A 17,987-nucleotide genomic window follows, 5' to 3' on the forward strand; every position below is an offset into this window, starting at 1 on the left:
CCCTCGGGTCGTCGATGCTGCTCGCCATCCCCGTCGCGGTGCTCGCCGGCCTGGTGTCCTTCGCCTCCCCGTGCGTGCTCCCGCTGCTGCCCGGCTACCTCAGTTACGCGTCGGGGTTGGGGGCCAGCGAGATCGCCGACGGCACGGCGAAGAAGCGGCTGCTGCTGTTGGGCACCCTCGGCTTCATCCTCGGCTTCTCCGTGGTCTTCGTGCTCACCGGGGCGCTGATCGGCGGCATCGGTGGCGCGCTCCTCAGCAACTCCTCGCTCATCACGATCGTGCTCGGTTTCATCATCCTGGTGCTGGGCGCTGCGTTCGCCGGCTTCCTCCCCATGCCGCGCATGTGGACGCCCAGCGTGACGCCGAAGATGGGGGTGTGGGCCTCGCCGCTCCTCGGCATGGTGTTCGGCCTGGGCTGGACGCCCTGCATCGGCCCCGCGCTGTCTGTGGTGCTCACCATGGCGCTCAATGAGGGCTCCGCCACGCGCGGCGGCATCCTGGCTTTCTTCTACGCCCTGGGCCTCGGCCTGCCATTCGTCGCCTTCGCGCTGGCCTTCACCGCCCTGGCGCCGCGGCTGAACTGGATGAAGCGCAACCAACGTCTGATGCAGCGCATCGGGGGCATCGTCATGATGCTGGTGGGCGTCGCGATGATCACCGGCCTCTGGGACATGCTGATGGTGGTGCTCCGCCAGTGGGCCGCCAACTTCGGGACGATCCTGTGAACCGGCGGCGCAACCCCGTCACGGAGACACTGAGGTGGGCCTGGGGCCAGCTCACGAGCATGCGCACGGCGCTGCTGCTGTTGTTCCTCCTGGCCATCGCCGCCATCCCGGGCTCGATCATCCCGCAGCGCAACACCGAACCCATCGAGGTCATCGACTTCAAAGCCGCCAACCCCTTCTGGGACCGCATCCTCGAGCCGCTGGGCTTCTACGACATCTACACCTCGGCGGTGTTCTCGGCCGTCTACCTCCTGCTGTTCGCCTCGCTCATCGGCTGCATCATCCCGCGCGTGACGAAGTACTGGCGCGCGGTGCGCAAACCCCCGCCGAACGTGCCGGCCCGCATCGAGCGGCTGCCGGTGACGGCACGCGCAGCCCTTGCCCCGACGGCGTCCCCGGGCCAGGCCCCCGAGGCGCGGGCGGAGGCGTGGCTGAAGTCCAAGCGGTACCGCACCCGGGTGACCGACGCGGGCGTCAGCGCCGAACGCGGTTACCTGCGCGAGTTCGGGAACCTCACCTTCCACCTGTCCCTCCTGGCCGTGCTCGTGGGGCTGGCCTGGTCCAACCTGTGGGGCTTCTCCGGCAGCGCGATCGTCGTCGAGGGCCGCGGCTTCTCCAACGTCATCACGCAGTACGACGACTTCACCTCCGGTGGTTTCCTCGACACGGACCACCTGGAGCGCTTCAGCGTCACCATCGACGAGTTCCATGCCGAGTTCGAGACGGGAGACGTTCAGCGCGGCGCCGCCCGGGTCTTCGACGCCGACGTCACGCTCTCGGATTCCCAGGGCACGCGCCCCGTGCAGATGACGGTCAACGAACCGCTCATCACGGCCGACGGCACCCAGGTGAACCTGCAGGCCCACGGCTACGCCCCCATCTTCACCGTGACGGACGGCAACGGCGACGTGGCCTTCAGCGGCCCCGTCGTGTTCCTGCCCCAGGACGGTAACTTCTCCTCCGCCGGCGTCATCAAGGTGCCGGACGCGCGCCCCCAGCGCCTGGCGTTCGAGGCCTGGTTCCTCCCCACGGCGGTGCTGGACGAGACCGGTCCCCATTCGGTGTTCCCGGATGCGCTCAACCCGGAGGTCTTCCTCAACGCGTGGTTCGGTGAGCCCGCCGCCGAGACCGGCGCGCCGGAGAACGTGTACGTCCTCAACAGCGAGGGCATGGAGCAGGTGCCGGGCGATGACGGACAGGTGCTGAGCGCCCGGATGTTGCCCGGCGCGCACATGTCGTTGCCGGACGACCTCGGCTCCGTGAGCTTCGACGGGTACAAGCGGTGGGTGCGCCTCCAGGTCAGTGAGACCCCCGGCAACCTGCTCACCCTCATCGCCATCTCGGTGGGCGTCATCGGCCTCACTCTCAGCTTGTACATCCGGCCCCGGCGGCTGTTCGTGCGCATCGCCGACGGTGAGGTCATCGTCGGCGGCCTCGACCGTACCGACACGGCAACAGGCCTCGACGAGGAGGTGGCCGCCCTGCTGGGGGCGGTGACCGGCGAACCGGGGCACAATGGTGGGGCCGCGCCCCACCCCGACAACGAGGAGCCCGTTGCATGACGACCCTGTCCGAGTGGTCCTACACCCTGATGGTCTATGCCGCGGTGGTGTACCTCATCGCGTTCGCCGCGCACACCGTCGAATGGTCCTCCGCGCGCGGACAGTCCCCGGTGCGTCCCCTCGACGGTTCTGAGGACGGTGCCCGCACCCGCGTGGACCTGTTCGGCCGGCTCGGTCTGATCTTCACCGTGGTGGCCGCACTGATGCAGGTGTCGGCCGTCGTGCTGCGGGGCGTGGCGGCCGGGCGTCCGCCATGGGGCAACATGTACGAGTTCATCACCTCGACGATGGCCTTCGCCGCGGTCCTGTACCTCGTGGTGGCCCTGAAGTGGGGGATGCGCTGGCTCGGGTTGGGCATGACGCTGCTGTTCACCGTCGGGGTCGGCCTGGCCGTCACGCAGTGGTACGTCGAGGTCGCGCCGCTCGTGCCGGCGCTGCACAGCGTCTGGTTCGTCATCCACATCGTGGCCGCGGCCATCGCCGGAGCGGCCTTCAACGTGGGGGCGCTCGCCTCGATCCTCTACCTGCTCCGGGAACGCGCCGAGAGCCGGGCCCAGGCGGGGCAGGGTGAAATCCGGGGCTACCTGGCGAAGGTGCCGTCGTCCGCGAAGCTCGACCTCCTCTCCTACCGGCTGCACGCGTTCGCCGTGCCCCTCTGGACGTTCACCATCGTGGCCGGCTCCATCTGGGCGCAGTACGCCTGGGGACGGTTCTGGAACTGGGACCCCAAGGAGACGTGGTCGTTCATCACGTGGGTGGTGTACGTGGCCTACCTGCACGCCCGCGCGACGGCGGGTTGGCGTGGCCGCCCGGTCGCGATCATCGCGGTCATCGGCGTGTTCGCCTTCTGGTTCAACTTCGTGGGCGTCAATCTGCTGTTCAGTGGGTTGCACTCGTACGCCGGTATCTGACCCGTGACCGGTGACGAGGCGGCAGACTGGCTGCCCAGGCTGTACGAGGAGGAAGGGCCGACCCTGCACCGGCTCTGCGTCCTCCTCGGCGCCGAGGACCAGTCCGCCACCATCGTGCGCAGCGCACTGCTGGCGCTGCAGCGCCGGTCCAACCGGCTCATCGACCCCCTCGAGCGGGTCTACTTCGTGCAGGAGCATGTCGTGCACCTGGCGCGGGCCACGCGGCCTGCGCTGCAGCCCCTGCACCTGCCGCGGGTGGATGAACCCCGGCAGGACGAGATCCTCCGCGCCGTGTCGGCCATGGCTCCGCGCACCGCGGAGCTCCTCATCGTCAGCCATTACCTCTCGGTGTTCGGCCCGGACCTGGCCGGCATCATGCGGCTCTCGGTGCGCGGCGCGAACGTCAAGCTCGAGGGGGCGCTCGAACAACTGCGTGCCAGGGCGGGTGCGCCGACGCTCGGCAGCCAGCCCGGTGTGATCGAGTCACTCTCCCAGGAGTTGACGGCCGCGCTGCGCTCCGCGGCCCGCGTCACCCCGGTGCCGGAGGCGGACATGCTCGAGGGTGAACTGGAGCACATCTCCGAAGACCGCGGCACGAGGTTCCGGCCGCGTGCCGTGGTGGTGTTGACGGTGCTCGCCGTCCTCGTCGGGATCGTGCTGGCCGCGTTGATGCGCGACGACATCGGCACCACCGTCGAACCCGCCCCTGAACCGGTGGTCACACCGACGGCGGTGGAGTCGCGGTCGATCAACGCCACGGTGCGCAACACACCGCTGTACTACGTGGCCAGCGACTGGCGGCTCTACCGGGAGCTGCGCGATCTGCCCTCCACCGGGAACCTGGTGCGGGCGGCGCTCAACTCGCTGCTGGGCCTCGTGCCGATGGACCCGGACTACCGCACCGTCTGGAGTGCCGGGAAGCTGCTGAGCGCCGAGATCCACGGCGACGAGCTGGTCGTGGACCTGTCGGCGGAGGCCTATGAGGGCCTGACGTCACCCGTGGCCATCGCCCGCGCGCGTGACCAGGTGATCTACACGGCCTCCGAGCTGGTGGGCAACCCGCGGCTGAAGGTGGTCTTCCGCTCCGACGGTGGCACCCCGCCCGAGGGCTTCGACGATCCTGAGGGGTACGGGCGCACCGGTCTGGCCCCGATGCCTGCGGTGTGGATCAGCTCTCCGCGCAACCAGGCGACGCTGAGCGCCGGGCAGGCCTCGATCATCGGCACGGTGAAGGAGGGAGTGGGCGTGCCCGTCGTCCGGATCACGGATCAGGACTCTGGCGAGGTCATCCTCGAGACCACGGCCCAGACCACGGCCGGCGTCAACGTCGAGGGCTGGCGGGTGTGGACGGTGACCACCTCGCTGCCGAAGGGCAGCCTCGACATCACCGTGACCGTCCTCGACGGTGATCCGCAGGTCGAGGTCAAGGAGAACAAGGCCGTCACGGTCTCCTAACGCGAGGCCGTGATCTCCTAACGCGAGGCCGTGATGACGCTGGCGACCTGCGTCTGCAGGTCCATCGGCACCAGGCGGGTGGCGAAGGCCATCACGCGGTTCATGGTGCCGTCCACGACGAACGGGCGGTGCTTCCGCAGCGCGTCGAAGGTCACCGAAGCGACCTGCTCGGGGGTACGGCGGTTGCGCATCATGTTGTCGTCGCCGCCCCTGGCCCAGAACTCGGTCTTCGTGGCTCCGGGGCAGCTGGCGATGACCCGCACGCCGGTGGGCTTGAGTTCGCGCCACAGCGCCACGCTGAAGCTCAGGACGTACGCCTTGCTCGCCGCGTAGGAGGCCATGTTCGGCGTCGGCTGGAACGCCGCGGTGGAGGCGACGTTGACGATGGCGCCGCGGCCACGCTCCAGCATCCCAGGCAGCACGGCGTGGGTGAGATCCGTGAGCGCCACGACGTTGAGTTCCAACATGTCGGTGGTGCCCTCGGGATCTGAGGCGGCGAAGTGGCCGAGTTGGGCGAAGCCGGCGTTGTTCACCAGGTGGCCCACCTTGGCCGCCCGGACCTCCTCGACGAACGCGCGGCGGGCCTCCCGGTGGGTCAGGTCCACCGTCGAGATACGGGTGGCGACGCCGTACTCGGACTCCAACCGGCGGGCGACTGCCTGCATCTGGTCCCCGCTGCGGGCCGCCAGCCAGACATCGCTGCCCTCGGCGGCGAGCCGTTCGGCGAACGCCACCCCCAGCCCTGTCGATCCTCCGGTAACCACAGACCACGTGTTGCTCATGGCCTTTACCTTACGCATGGAACAATGGGCGCCATGCAGCACTTCGATCTCGTGGTCATCGGTTCCGGCTCTGGAAACTCCCTCATCGATGAACGGTTCGACAAGTGGAACATCGCACTCATCGACCGGGACGAGACGTTCGGCGGCACCTGCCTCAACCGCGGCTGCATCCCCACCAAGATGTTCGTGCTGCCGGCAGACCTGGCGGCCTCGCCTCATGAGGCCGCCCGGCTCGGGGTGGACCTGGAGTACAAGGGTTCAGACTGGGCGGCCATCCGCGACCGCATCTTCGGCCGCATCGACCCCATCTCCGCCGGCGGCCTCGACTGGCGGATGCGATCGCCGAACGTGACCGTCTTCCGTGACGAGGCGCGCTTCATCGGCGAGCGCACCCTCCAGGTGGGGGATGTCCAGATCAGCGCGGACCGTATCGTGCTGGCCACGGGTTCGCGGCCCCGCATGGTGGACGTGCCGGGCATCGACGACATCCGCAGCAGCCTCTACACCTCAGACACCATCATGCGGGTCGACGAGCGCCCCAAGCGTCTGGTGATCCTCGGCGGTGGCTTCATCGCGGCTGAGTTCGCGCACGTGTTCGCCTCGCTCGGCACGAAGGTCACGCTGATCAACCGCTCGGAGGTGCTGTTGCGCGGCGCGGACCGCGAGATCTCGGAGCAGTTCGCCCACAAGCTGGGCCGGCGCGTGCAGCTGCGCCTCAACCAGGCGCTGTCGTCCTTCGAGCGCAGCGCCGACGGCGGGGTCACCGTCGTCACGACGGACCGCAACGGCATCGAGTACGAGTACTACGCCGACGCGGTGCTGGTGGCCGTCGGACGGGAGCGCAACTCCGATGTCCTGGACCCGGCCGCCGGGGGAGTGGAGATGCGCGCCTTCGGTCAGATCCGGGTGGACGCGCAGCAGCGCACCAGCGCCGAGGGCGTGTGGGCGTTGGGCGATGTCTCGTCGGACTACCTGCTCAAGCACGTGGCCAACGCGGAGATGCGCACGGTGCAGCACAACCTCCTGCACCCGGAGCGCCCCATCGAGACGGACCACCGCTACGTCCCCTATGCCGTCTTCACAGACCCGCAGGTGGCGGCCGTCGGCGCCACCGAGGAGCAGCTCAAGAACTGGGGGACCCCGTATGTCGCCGCCCGCCAGCGCTACGGCGACGTGGCCTACGGCTGGGCGCTCGAGGACGAGGGGCACTTCGTCAAGTTGCTCGCAGATCCGGGGAGCCTGCGGCTGCTCGGCGCCCACATCATCGGCCCTCAGGCGCCCACCCTCATCCAGCCCCTCATCCAGGCGATGAGCTTCGGCCTGCGGGTCGACGAGATGGCCCGCGGCCAGTACTGGATCCACCCCGCGCTGCCGGAGGTGGTGGAGAACGCGCTGCTCGGCCTGCTCTCCGCCCAGCGGCATGCGGAGCAGCACAAGTGAGGCGCATCCTGGCAGCGGCGGGGGTGGCGGCGCTCGGGCTGACCGGCTGCGCCACAGAACCGCTGATCCCGCCGCAGTACCGCACGGCTGATCCGGCCCTGGAGGCGGCGCAGTCCGCCCCCGTCGCGGACGGCGGGACAACCACACAGGAACTGATCTCGCCCGAGGCGGCGCCCGCCGACGAGTGCCGCGCGCTGGCGGAGGAGCTGTCGCTGGAGCAGCAGGTGGGCCAGCTGTTCATGGTCGGCGTCGACACCGGCGGGCTTGACCCGACGACGCGCTCGGCCATCTCGGATTCCCGCATCGGGTCGGTGGTGCTGCTGGGCAACACCACGGCGGGCACCAGCCAGCTGCGGAAGCTGACGGCGGAACTCGGCAGCCTCGGCACCGCGCAGCTACCGCTCCTCATCGCGGTGGACCAGGAGGGTGGCGCGGTCCAGCGGCTGAAGGGCTCGGGCTTCGACGCCATCCCGTCGGCACGCGACCAGGGCGCCCTGCCCGCGTCCGAACTGCGCGACGCAGCGGCCGGCTGGGCAGAGGAACTCCATGCGGCAGGGGTCCGCTACGACCTGGCCCCCGTCGCGGACGTGGTGCCCGAGGGCAAGCGCTCGTCGAACGAGCCCATCGGCAAGCTGAAGCGAGATTTCGGTGCCGATCCTGAAGCTGTCTCTGATTCGGTGGTGGGGTTCATCGAAGGCATGCGGTCAGCCGGGATCGCCACCTCGGTCAAGCACTTCCCGGGCCTGGGTGAGGTCACCACGAACACGGACCACGGCGCCGCGCAGGACACCGACACAACCCGGGATTCGCCGAACCTCGAGCCGTTCCGTGCCGCCGTCGAGGCGGGGGTGGATTCGGTCATGGTGTCGTCGGCCGTGTTCCAGGAGATCGATCCGGACAACGAGGGCGTGTTCTCGCAGACCGTCATCACGGAACTGCTGCGCGGGGAACTGGGTTTCGACGGTGTGGTGATCGCCGACGACCTCGGCGCCGCCGCCGCCGTGAAGGCCGTGAAGCCGGGGGAGCGCGCGGTCCGGTTCTTCGACGCCGGCGGTGACCTCGTGATCAACGCCAACCCGTCGATCATGCGCGACATGGTGACAGCCACCCTGGAGGCGGCGGGCGACGACGAGTCGTTCGCGGCTCAGGTGCTGGATTCCACCAGCCGCGTGCTGCGGCTCAAGTCGGCCGTCGGGCTGGTGGACTGCGCCTGAGTGTCGGGCTTACCGCCCGTCAGCGCGCGCAATGCGTAGAGAATGGCCGCGAGATCCACGACCTCCTGCGTGAGCGCCCCCGCCACGGGCGGGATGTACCCGAACGCGGCCACGACCATCAGGCCCAGCGACAGGACGATCCCGATCCAGATCGCGGTCAGCGCCACGCGATAGGTGTGCCGGCCGATCTCAACGGCGCGCACCACCCGGTGCACGTCGTCGCGCACGATGACGGCGTCCGCGGATTCGCTGGCGGCCGTGGAGCCGCGGGCGCCCATGGCGATGCCGACATCCGCCATGGCGAGCACGGGGGCGTCGTTGACGCCGTCGCCCACCATGATCACGGGGCCTGGCATCGCGCGGATCCGCTCCACCTTCTCTGCGGGCAGTAGTTCAGCGTGCACGTGCCCGATCCCGGCCTGATCGGCGAGGGTCCCGGCGGTGTCCTGGTTGTCACCGGTGAGCATCGCGATCTTCTCGAAACCGAGACCCCGCAATTGCTCGACGGTCTGGGCCGCGTTCTCCCGGAGCCTGTCCGCCAGCAGGAGGGTGCCGGCGAAGCGGCCGTCGACGGCGACCGCGACGGAGGTCTGGCCGGCGCCCAGCGGCACGGAGTGGGCGGCGGGGTCCTCGGCGCGCACGAAGGCGAGTTTGCCGATGACGACGCGCCGGCCGTCGATGCGCGCCCGCACGCCGTTGGTGGCGATCTCCTCCGCGTCGTGGGTGCTGCTGAGCGCCAGGCCACGCTCCCGGGCGGCCCGGATCACGCCCTTGGCGAGGACGTGCGACGAGTACTGCTCCGCGGACGCAGCCAGCCTCAGCAGTTCCTCCGGCGAGGTGCCGTTGGCGGTGATCACGTCGACGAGTTCGGGCTCGCCGTGTGAGAGGGTGCCGGTCTTGTCGAAGGCGATCGACTTCGCCCTGGCGAGGGCCTCGAGGGTGGCGCCGCCCTTGACGATGATGCCGGAGCGCGCGGAGGCGCTCATGCCGCCCATGAAGGCGACGGGTGCGGCGATGAGCAGGGGGCATGGGGTGGCGAGGACCAGGACGGAGGCGAAGCGGACGGGGTCGCCGGAGAGCCACCAGGCGAGGCCCGCCAGCACCAGCGAGATGAGGGTGAAGGGGATGGCGTAGCGGTCGGCGAGACGCACGGTGGGGGCCTTGGCGTCCTCCGCCTGCTGCACGAGCGCGATGATCTGCTGGTACTGCGACGACGCCGCGTCGGCGGTGGCCCGGATGCGGACCGCGCGCTGGGTGTTGAGCGAGCCCGAGAGGACGGGGTCGCCGAGGGTCTTCGCGACGGGCAGCGATTCGCCGGTGAGCGATGACTCGTCGAAGGTCGCCTCATCGGTGAGGAGGTCGCCGTCGACGGGCACCACCTGGGAGGGCTTGACGAGCAGCAGGTCGCCGGGGCGGACTTCGTCGACCGGGATGTCGGTGACGGCGGCGGTCGGTTCCTCGGAAGCCAGGCGGTGGGCGGTCACGGGGGCGCGCTTGAGGAGCGCGTCGAGGTCGCGGGTGGCCCGGGCCGCGGCGAAGTCCTCCAGCGCCTCGCCGCCGGTCAGCATCAGCACCACGATCATCGCCGCGATGTATTCCCCCACGCCGATGGCCGCTGCCATGGCGACGACGGCGAGGATGTCGAGGCCGTAGTGCCCCCGTGCGATGTCCCTGGCCATGCCCACGGCGGTGAGGGCGACGATGAAGATGACGTAGCCGGTGCCGATCCACTGGGCGGCGACGCCCTGCCCGGCGAAGTGGAGCGCGAGCACCGTGACCAGGGCGGTCACGGTGGCCGCTACGAGGGGGTACCGCCTGATGTAGCCAGCCATGACCCCAGTCTTCGCCATTCGAACTGCTTCTTCAATCAAGGTGAGGCTTACCTACGGGGGGTACCGGTCCGTGGTGTCACCCGGCGTCCAGGTGTCGAACGAGTAGTCTCGACCCCATGCTGCGTTGCTCGATGGAGTGGTCGCGCGCCGACCTCCCCGCCTGGGGCACCGCCGCGCGCGCCAACTTCTATGTCTGCCTGGAGATCCCCGGCCCCTGGGGCCCGCTCGCCGCGACGGGAGCCCGCCTGCTGGATCCTGCGGTGGGCGCGGAACTGGAGGCCACCATCGCAGAGCTGGGCGGCCGCTTCATCCTGATCCGGCACCCGGAGCGCCGCACGATCGGCACGGACCCCCTCGCCGTCCTCCTGTCCGGGGGATTCGACGACGGCGGCTGGCTGCGCCGCTCGGAGGTCTCGGACCCCACCGAACTCCTCGAACTGATCCGGGCCTGGGGTGGTGACGGTGTACCCGGGGGACGCGACGGCGGCGCGGCCATGCTGGTGTGCAGCCATGCGCGGCGCGACCAGTGCTGTGCATTGGCGGGCCGTCCCATCCTGGCGGCGCTCACCAGGGAGGTGGGTCCCGAATCCATCTGGGAGGCCTCCCACCTGGGCGGGCACCGCTTCGCCCCCACCATGCTGCTGCTGCCCACCGGCCAGGTCCTCGGGCGGCTCAACGCGGTGGCAGCGGTGAGCGCCTACCGCGCGGCTGAGGAGCATGCCCTGTGGCCCGGCGGCGCCCGCAAGGACCGGGGCCGCTCGCACCTCCCGCCGGAGCAGCAGGCCGCTGAGGCCTGGGCGCTGGCGGAGTTCGGACGCCGCGACGAGACCCCCCACCCGGACACGGCGGGCATCTCGCTCACGCCCGTCCCCGCCGTCGACCTCTCCAGCGAACTGCTGGACGGCGGTCCCGGCGTGCGCGTGCGGCTGCGGGGCTGGGAGATCACGGTGGATGTGCAGCGCGTCACGACGGACGGCGAGGCTCCCGCCAGTTGCGGCAAGCCTGCCGAGCCGCTCTACTACTGGCGCGTCGGCCCCCATTCCCCCGCATGAGTTCCCGTCGCTCGATCACCGCTCTGCTGCTGAGCAACACTTTCGGGGGGATCGGGGTGGCCTCCGGCATCGCGGTCGGGGCCCTGCTGGTGGCCTCGATGGGCGGCGACCACCTGGCCGGCACCGGGCAGGCGGTCAGCATCTTCGGCGCGGCGCTGCTGGCGGTGCCGTTGGCCAATCTGGCGTCGCGACGGGGTCGTCGGCTCGCGCTGGCCCTGGGCTACGTGATCGCGGCGGCGGGCGCTGTGGTCGTCCTGATCGGCGCCTGGCTGGGTTCCCTGTTGCTCGTGCTGGCGGGGCTCGTGGCGTTCGGCGCTGCGCAGGCGACCAACCTGCAGTCGCGCTACGCGGCGGCAGACCTGGCAAGCCCGGACCGTCGGGCCACCTTGATGTCCATCGTGCTGTGGGCGACGACGATCGGCTCGGTGGTGGGGCCGAACCTGAGCGGCGCCGGGGCGGCGCTCGGGTCGGGCATCCGGCTACCGGAACTCGCGGGTCCGTATCTGTTCAGCGTCGCCGGCTTCGCCCTGGCCGGGGTGGCCATCGTGGCCCTCTACCGCGGCAACCCGCCCTCCGCCGCGCCGGCGCTGACGGCGACAGAGGCGGTCCCGGCCTCCAAGACTGGCGCCGTGGCGGCACTGAGGTGGGCCGCCACGCACCCCGTGGCGCGGTTCGCGGTGCTGCTCATCGTCGTGGGGCACGCCGTGATGGTGGGCGTCATGTCGATGACCCCGGTGCATCTCGGGCACGAGGGGCACGGGCTGTCCGCCATCGGCCTGGTGATCAGCCTCCACATCATGGGGATGTACGCGCTGAGCCCCGTCGTCGGCTGGCTCGCCGACCGCTTCGGCGCCATGCGCACCGCTGCCGTCGGCCTGCTGCTCCTGGCGTCGACGGCCGGGATCATCCTCGTCGCCCCGAAGTCGTTCCCGCTGGTCACGGTGGCGCTGGTCCTGTTGGGCGTCGGCTGGTCGTTCACGATGATCTCCGGCTCCGCGCTGCTGGCGCGTACCAACTCCGGCGACATGCGCGTGCCCCTGCAGGGCGCCACCGATGCCCTGATGAACTACGCCGGCGCGGCTGCCGCGCTCATCGGCGGTCCCGTCCTGGCCTGGCTGGGGTATGGGGGACTGGCCCTCGTCGCCGCGGTGCTGATCCTGCCGGCCGGCGGCATGGGCTGGGTGGCGCGTCGCTCCCGGACCCGGGTCGCGCCGTCCGCTGCCGGGGCGAAGCACTGACGCACGGGGGAGAAGCCAAATCTTGATTCGGGGTCGCGGACGGACCCACATCAAGATTCGGTCCGACATGGCTCCGGTGGGCGATGGGCCCCGAATCAAGATTCGGGGTCGCGGACCGCACCAGATCCAGATTCGGGGACTCCCCGACGACGGGTTCAGGCTGCGCGAAGCGTATGCAGGTCGCACACCGCCCTGCAGGGGCGGGCTCGCCCGGGCCACCCCAGCTTCCGCAGACCGTCCTCGAGCTGCGCTGCCGTGCGGCACGCCTGCTTCGTGGACGAGTTCCAGCCATAGTGAAGCGTGTCTTCGTCGTTATGGATCTTGTGGGCGTTGTCCCTGTACCAGTCTCTACTTGCGTCTGTATGGTCGCGGCGACCATCCAGTTCGAACCGAAGTTTGAACTCTGGCCAATGGCCATCTGAGCGACCGTGGTCGCTCTTCGGCTGGAGTATCGGTTCCGGCAGCCCGTGCGCCGCGATCACCGAGCGACTGAAGTGCCATTCGAGGGCCGATTCGATGCCTCGGGCGGCATGCTGGCAAAGATCGTGCAGGTGCCGACGGTGCGCGTTGCGACCCCGAGCCGTCAGGGCTTCGAGAAGACGACTGGCCGTGGTTCTCCCATTGGTGAAACTCCGGACGACGGCGTCAGTCAGGTCATCCTGGGCAGCGTGGTCCGCCATATCCAGCAGGCTTTCCTCCACACGCGTCCGGGGGACGGTTCCGATCGCGGTGCGTTCTCCGCGCCTGAGCAGGATCGACCACTCGCCCAAGGCGAGATTGGCCCGGCTTTCGGTGCTCCACACGGTGACCAGCTCAGGGGGATCACGGAGGATCTCGTCCAGGTAGAGCGCCGCTGCGCCGCCCACGGAGGCGGAGGCCCCACCAGCCAAGAGGCCGGCCCAGACGGCCGACTTCCAGGTGGGTTGCTCCGTGCAGTACAAGCCGTACATGAGACGGGTCCACGGTCCGGTCAAGCGACGAATGACAGTACGGCTGAGGCCACCGTCGAGCATTTGCCTCGTGGTGATCATGCCGGCCTGTTGCCTGGCGAGGGAGACCAGGTTGATGGGCAGAGACTGACGCGGGTACATGTGCCGACGCTCGCATGCGAGGTGGCTCGTTGTCTGTGCCTGGGCCGCAACGGACAACACCAGGAGGCGGAGGGACAACACCTGGCACCCGTTGGACAACACCGTGCCCCACTCGGACAACACTGCAGCACACCGCCGCGCACCTCCGTGGTGTCCGTCGTCGGCTCCCCGGGGGTGATGGCGCAACCATAGCGAGCGACCTGCGGGTGGTCCCGGAGGACCTGGATCTGGATCTGGGGTGCTGGACGACCCCCAATCCAGATTTGGGGTGTGCGGCGTCGCTCCTGGCCGAAGGCAGGCAGCAACGGCATCTGGATCTGGGGTGCTGGACGACCCCGAATCAAGATGTGGCGGCACCGACGCCGACCCCAGACGGAAAACGGCGCCGCCACAGAGGCGACCCCGTCACACGGTGGTTCCCAGGCTCAGCCGAAGCGGCCGGTGATGTAGTCCTCCGTGGCCTTCTGCTCAGGGTTGTGGAAGATCTTCTCCGTCGGGCCCATCTCGATGAGCTCACCCGGCTGGCCGTGGGCCTTCAGGTTGAAGAAGGCCGTCCGGTCGGACACCCGTGCAGCCTGCTGCATGTTGTGCGTCACGATGACGACCGTGTAGTCCTCCTTGAGGTCCTTGATCAGGTCCTCGATGGCCAGGGTCGAGATGGGGTCGAGCGCGGAGCAGGGCTCGTCCATCAGCAGCACGTCGGGCTCGACGGCGATGGCGCGGGCGATGCACAGACGCTGCTGCTGGCCGCCGGAGAGGCTCGAGCCGGGACGCTCCAGGCGGTCCTTGACCTCGTTCCACAGGTTCGCGCCGCGCAGCGACTTCTCGACGAGTTCGTCGGCGTCCTTGCGGGAGATGCGCGCGTTGTTCAGGCGAACGCCGGCCAGGATGTTCTCCTTGATCGACATCGTGGGGAACGGGTTGGGGCGCTGGAACACCATGCCCACCTGGCGGCGCACCCGCACCGGGTCCACGTTGGCGGCGTACAGGTCTACGCCGTCGAGGAGTACCTGGCCGTCGACGTAGGCGCCGGGGATGACCTCGTGCATGCGGTTCAGCGAGCGCAGCACGGTGGACTTGCCGCAGCCGGACGACCCGATGAACGCGGTGACCGCGCGGGGCTCGATGGTCATGTTGACCGACTTCACGGCATGAAACTTGCCGTAATAGATGTCAAGGTCTTTGATCTCAATACGCTTGGACATTTCCAGGTTCCTTAACTCAGCGTCCGGCCTTGGGGGCGAACTTCCAGGCGATGAATCGCCCGATGGCGTTCAGTCCCATAACGATCAGAATGAGGGTGAGCGCGCCGGCCCATGCACGTGCATGGTACGCCGCCGTATCAATGCCGGGCGCGTACATGTACTGGTTGTACACGAACACCGGCAGGGTGGCCATGGGGTTGTCGAAGGGGTCGAGGTTCATCGACGACGTGATGGAGGCCGTGACCAGCAGCGGCGCGGTCTCGCCGATGACGCGGGCGATGGCCAGCACGACACCGGTGACGATGCCCGCGATCGAGGTGGGGAGGACTACCTTCACGATGGTGCGCCACTTCGGCACACCCAAGGCGTAGGAGGCTTCGCGCAGTTCGTTGGGGACGATCCGCAGCATCTCCTCGGTGGAACGCACCACCGTCGGGATCATGAGGACCGACAACGCGACGGCACCCGACATGCCGGACTTGTGGCCGGCGCCGAAGACCATGGAGAACAACGTGTAGGCGAACAGGCCCGCGACGATGGAAGGAATGCCCGTCATCACGTCGACGAAGAATCGGATCGCCGCTCCGAGCTTGCCGTTGCCGGCATATTCGACGAGGAAGATCGCCGTCATCAGGCCCACGGGCACCGAGATCAGCGTGGCGATGCCGGTGACGATCAGCGTTCCCCAGATGGCGTGGACGGCGCCGCCGCCCTCACCGAGGACGTTGCGCATCGACCAGGAGAAGAAGACGCCGTCGAAGCGGGCCAGACCGTTGGCCACCGTGCCCCAGACCAGGGAGACCAGCGGGGTCAGCGCGATCAGGAAGAACCCCGTCACGACGTACTTCGCGAGGCGGTCCTTGGCCCGGCGGCCGCCCTCGACGGCGCTGGAGAGCACGAACATCGCCAGCAGGAACAGCACGGCGGCCACCGAGACCACACTGGCGATGTTGGCCGACTTCAGGAGCGCCAACAGGCCCGCGGCGACGGCCACGGACACGACGAGCGCCGCCACGCCCGTGTACGCGGGGAGGCTGCCGTGTGTCAGGGGGGTGGGCTTCGGCGTCATGCTCGTCTTCGGGGACGGTGCGGTCTGTGTCGTGCTCATCAGTTGGCTCCCGAGAATTCCTTGCGGCGGTTGATGATCCACCGCGCGGTCATGTTGACGATCAGGGTGATGATGAACAGCACCAGGCCGGTTGCGATGAGCTCGTTGCGGCCGATGTCGTGCGCCTCGGGGAAGGACTGCGCGATATTGGCCGCGATGGTGTTGGGGTTCTGGCTGGTGAGGAGCTTGAAGCTGATGATGCCCGAGCCGGACAGCACCATGGCGACGGCCATCGTCTCACCGAGCGCACGGCCGAGGCCGAGCATGCAGGCCGACACGATGCCCGGCATGCCGAACGGGATCACGGCCTGCTTGATCATCTCCCAGCGGGTGGCTCCGAGCGCCAACGAAGCCTCCTCATGGAGCTTCGGCGTCTGCAGGAACACCTCCCGGGAGATGGCGGTGATGATCGGCAGGATCATGACGGCCAGCACGACGGAGGCGGTGAAGATGGTGCGGCCGGTGCCGGACACCTGGCCGCTGAACAGCGGGATCCAGCCGGCGTTCTCGTTGAGCCAGAGGAACAGCGGGCGCATGGCCGGCGCCAGCACCGCGATGCCCCACAGGCCGAAGACGACGGACGGCACGGCGGCCAGCAGGTCGATGATGTAGCCGAACGACGAGGCCACCCGCTTGGGCGCGTAGTGCGTGAGGAACAGCGCGATACCGACGGCGACAGGGACGGCCATCACCATGGCCAGCAGGGCGGACCACATCGTGCCGAAGGCGTACGGGGCGACGTAGGACCAGAAGCTCTGACCGCGCCCGAACTGGAACGTCTCGGGGTCTGCCAGGAGTGCCGGCAGCGCCAGGCCCACGAGGAAGGCAGCCACGGCGGCCAGGATGACGAGGATCAGGACGCCCGATCCGGTGGACAGACCCCGGAAGAAGGAATCGCCGAAACGCTTCTTGCTGCGGGTGAGCGAATGGGACTCGGACTCGGGTCCGGTGTCTGTCTGCGGGGCTTCGGGGGCTTCCGTTGCCGACATGGGCGCTCCTGAATCGAAACGAGAGTAGCGGTTTGCAGATTACACGCCCCTGATCGTGCAAAGTCGCGTCACCCGTTTCGGGCGACGCGACTTTGCATCGATCAGAGGCTGATGATCACTGGATGGAGTCGATCGAGGCGGTGACCTCATCGGACAGCGCGGCGGAGAGCGGCGCGGAACCGGCGCGCTCGGCGGAGGCCGACTGGCCCGCTTCCGAAGCGATGTAGGTGGCGTAGGCCTTCACGAGCTCAGCCTTGGCGTCGTCCTGGTAATCCTGGCAGGCGATCAGGTACGACACGAGCACGATGGGGTAGCCCTCGGCCTCGCGGTCCACCTTGATGGCCATGTCGTTCTCGGCGCGGCCATCTTCCACCGGCGAGTTCTCGACGATGGCGGCGGCGGCCTCAGTGGTGGGGCCGTGGAACGACCCGTCCTTGCCGAGCTTGGCGGTGGAGAAGTCGCCGGCCTGCGAGGCATCGACGTAACCGATGGTGCCGACACCGCCGGAGACGGCGGAGACAACGCCCTGGGTCTGAGCGGCGGCCTCGCCACCCTCGTACGGCCAGTCACCGGACTTCTCGGCGTCCCACACGCTGGGGGCAGCGGCGGCGAGGTAGTCCGTGAAGTTCTCGGTGGTGCCCGAGGTGTCGGAGCGGTGCACGGCGGTGATGTCGAGGTCGGGGAGTTCGACGCCCTCGTTCAGCGCGGCGATCTTCTCGTCGTTCCACTTGGTGATGTCACCCTTGAAGATGGCAGCCAGCGTGCCGGCGTCCAGGTTCAGGTCCGTGACACCCTCGACGTTGAAGACAACGGCGATGGGGGAGATGTAGACGGGCAGGTTGATCGGCTTGTCGACGCACTGCGAGAAGGTGTTCTCGTCGATCTCTTCCTGCTTGAAGGCCCGGTCGGAGCCGGCGAAGTCCGCGCCGCCGCCGATGAAGGCTTCGCGCCCGGCGCCGGAGCCCTCGGGGGAGTAGTTGATGGTGACGCCTTCGTTAGCGGTCTGGAAGCCGGCGATCCAGGTTTGCTGGGCGACTTCCTGCGCCGAGGCGCCGATGCCCGAGAGGGTGCCCTCGAGGTTCGAGGCGGGGGCGGCCGCTTCCGTGCTGGCGGTTTCTTCGGTGCCAGCCGATTCGGAGGCGCTGGCGGCGGTGGTGTTCTCCGCGGGAGCGTTGGTGGTGCCCTCGTTGGCGGCGCAGGCCGACAGGAGGAGGGCGGCCGAGAGGCCGGCAGCGGCGGTCAGGCGGATCTTCATTTCGGGATACCTTCCGAGACGGGAATGGGCCGCAAGTTGGCCCTGGAACTGAACGAACTGTGTGTTCCTGCATGTGAACGTAGGACGACCAGGTAACCGAATGGTCCGGGTTTGGTTAACAGATGATG

General features: G+C 68.9%; 15 protein-coding genes. 8 read left to right on the plus strand and 7 right to left on the minus strand.

Translation table 11 applies throughout. The features are described from left to right. The first annotated feature begins 14 nt into the window (after positions 1-14). Genes C3E87_RS09160 through C3E87_RS14915 form a run of 4 tightly spaced genes read left to right on the plus strand, consistent with a single transcriptional unit; the run spans position 15 to position 4,653 of the window. Positions 15-725 carry a cytochrome c biogenesis CcdA family protein gene (locus C3E87_RS09160; RefSeq protein ID WP_076062053.1) on the plus strand — a complete coding sequence of 237 codons (711 nt, stop codon included), beginning with the start codon at positions 15-17 and terminating at the stop codon, positions 723-725. Beyond that, complete coding sequence (locus C3E87_RS09165; protein WP_233120771.1) at positions 722-2,287, plus strand: cytochrome c biogenesis protein ResB; 1,566 nt, start codon at positions 722-724, stop codon at positions 2,285-2,287. Before C3E87_RS09160 ends, C3E87_RS09165 begins: the two co-directional genes overlap by 4 nt. Further along, positions 2,284-3,198 carry a c-type cytochrome biogenesis protein CcsB gene (gene ccsB / locus C3E87_RS09170; RefSeq protein ID WP_076061905.1) on the plus strand — a complete coding sequence of 305 codons (915 nt, stop codon included), beginning with the start codon at positions 2,284-2,286 and terminating at the stop codon, positions 3,196-3,198. The genes C3E87_RS09165 and ccsB overlap by 4 nt, the downstream gene beginning before the upstream one ends. Before the next feature lie 3 nt (positions 3,199-3,201). Further along, positions 3,202-4,653 (plus strand): GerMN domain-containing protein, encoded by a 1,452-nt coding sequence (locus C3E87_RS14915; protein ID WP_076061907.1) that lies wholly within the window; start codon positions 3,202-3,204, stop codon positions 4,651-4,653. Between the two features lie 17 nt (positions 4,654-4,670). Here C3E87_RS14915 and C3E87_RS09180 read toward each other — a convergent pair whose 3' ends face one another. Next, positions 4,671-5,435, minus strand: coding sequence for an SDR family oxidoreductase (locus C3E87_RS09180; protein WP_076061910.1), 765 nt, complete (start codon positions 5,433-5,435; stop codon positions 4,671-4,673). A 33-nt stretch (positions 5,436-5,468) separates the two neighbouring features. On the opposite strand from C3E87_RS09180, the gene C3E87_RS09185 reads away from it, so the two are divergent. Both C3E87_RS09185 and C3E87_RS09190 read left to right on the plus strand, forming a co-directional pair. Next, a complete protein-coding gene (locus tag C3E87_RS09185; RefSeq protein ID WP_076062060.1) occupies positions 5,469-6,875 on the plus strand; it encodes a mycothione reductase in 1,407 nt (468 codons plus the stop codon). Beyond that, positions 6,872-8,089, plus strand: a complete 1,218-nt coding sequence (locus tag C3E87_RS09190) for a glycoside hydrolase family 3 N-terminal domain-containing protein (protein WP_083665523.1) — start codon at positions 6,872-6,874, stop codon at positions 8,087-8,089. The genes C3E87_RS09185 and C3E87_RS09190 overlap by 4 nt, the downstream gene beginning before the upstream one ends. Here the strand turns inward: C3E87_RS09190 and C3E87_RS09195 are convergent. Then, the gene (locus tag C3E87_RS09195) at positions 8,020-9,921 is read right to left on the minus strand and encodes a heavy metal translocating P-type ATPase (protein ID WP_076062058.1); all 1,902 of its coding nucleotides are present in this window, start codon (positions 9,919-9,921) and stop codon (positions 8,020-8,022) included. The two genes, C3E87_RS09190 and C3E87_RS09195, sit on opposite strands and share 70 nt — an antisense overlap. Before the next feature lie 116 nt (positions 9,922-10,037). Between C3E87_RS09195 and C3E87_RS09200 the strand changes: the two genes are divergently transcribed. Together C3E87_RS09200 and C3E87_RS09205 are read left to right on the plus strand one after the other, a co-directional pair. Beyond that, a complete protein-coding gene (locus tag C3E87_RS09200) occupies positions 10,038-10,973 on the plus strand; it encodes a sucrase ferredoxin (protein WP_076061912.1) in 936 nt (311 codons plus the stop codon). Then, a complete protein-coding gene (locus tag C3E87_RS09205; RefSeq protein WP_076061914.1) occupies positions 10,970-12,211 on the plus strand; it encodes an MFS transporter in 1,242 nt (413 codons plus the stop codon). Before C3E87_RS09200 ends, C3E87_RS09205 begins: the two co-directional genes overlap by 4 nt. 155 nt (positions 12,212-12,366) lie before the next feature. Here C3E87_RS09205 and C3E87_RS09210 read toward each other — a convergent pair whose 3' ends face one another. The 5 genes from C3E87_RS09210 to pstS form a co-directional block, all read right to left on the minus strand. Then, positions 12,367-13,302 carry a type IV toxin-antitoxin system AbiEi family antitoxin domain-containing protein gene (locus tag C3E87_RS09210; RefSeq protein ID WP_143570968.1) on the minus strand — a complete coding sequence of 312 codons (936 nt, stop codon included), beginning with the start codon at positions 13,300-13,302 and terminating at the stop codon, positions 12,367-12,369. A 425-nt stretch (positions 13,303-13,727) separates the two neighbouring features. Next, entirely contained in the window at positions 13,728-14,507 is a 780-nt protein-coding gene (gene pstB, locus C3E87_RS09215; RefSeq protein WP_076061919.1) for a phosphate ABC transporter ATP-binding protein PstB, read from the minus strand. A gap of 16 nt (positions 14,508-14,523) precedes the next feature. After that, on the minus strand, positions 14,524-15,615 hold the full coding sequence (gene pstA / locus C3E87_RS09220) for a phosphate ABC transporter permease PstA (RefSeq protein ID WP_076061921.1): 1,092 nt from the start codon (positions 15,613-15,615) through the stop codon (positions 14,524-14,526). Continuing rightward, on the minus strand, positions 15,615-16,604 hold the full coding sequence (pstC, locus tag C3E87_RS09225) for a phosphate ABC transporter permease subunit PstC (RefSeq protein WP_076061924.1): 990 nt from the start codon (positions 16,602-16,604) through the stop codon (positions 15,615-15,617). The genes pstA and pstC overlap by 1 nt, the downstream gene beginning before the upstream one ends. 115 nt (positions 16,605-16,719) lie before the next feature. Next, on the minus strand, positions 16,720-17,859 hold the full coding sequence (gene pstS, locus C3E87_RS09230; RefSeq protein WP_076061926.1) for a phosphate ABC transporter substrate-binding protein PstS: 1,140 nt from the start codon (positions 17,857-17,859) through the stop codon (positions 16,720-16,722). Positions 17,860-17,987: the final 128 nt, after the last annotated feature.

The sequence above is a fragment of the Tessaracoccus sp. ZS01 genome (assembly GCF_022342445.1).
Lineage (GTDB): Bacteria > Actinomycetota > Actinomycetes > Propionibacteriales > Propionibacteriaceae > Arachnia.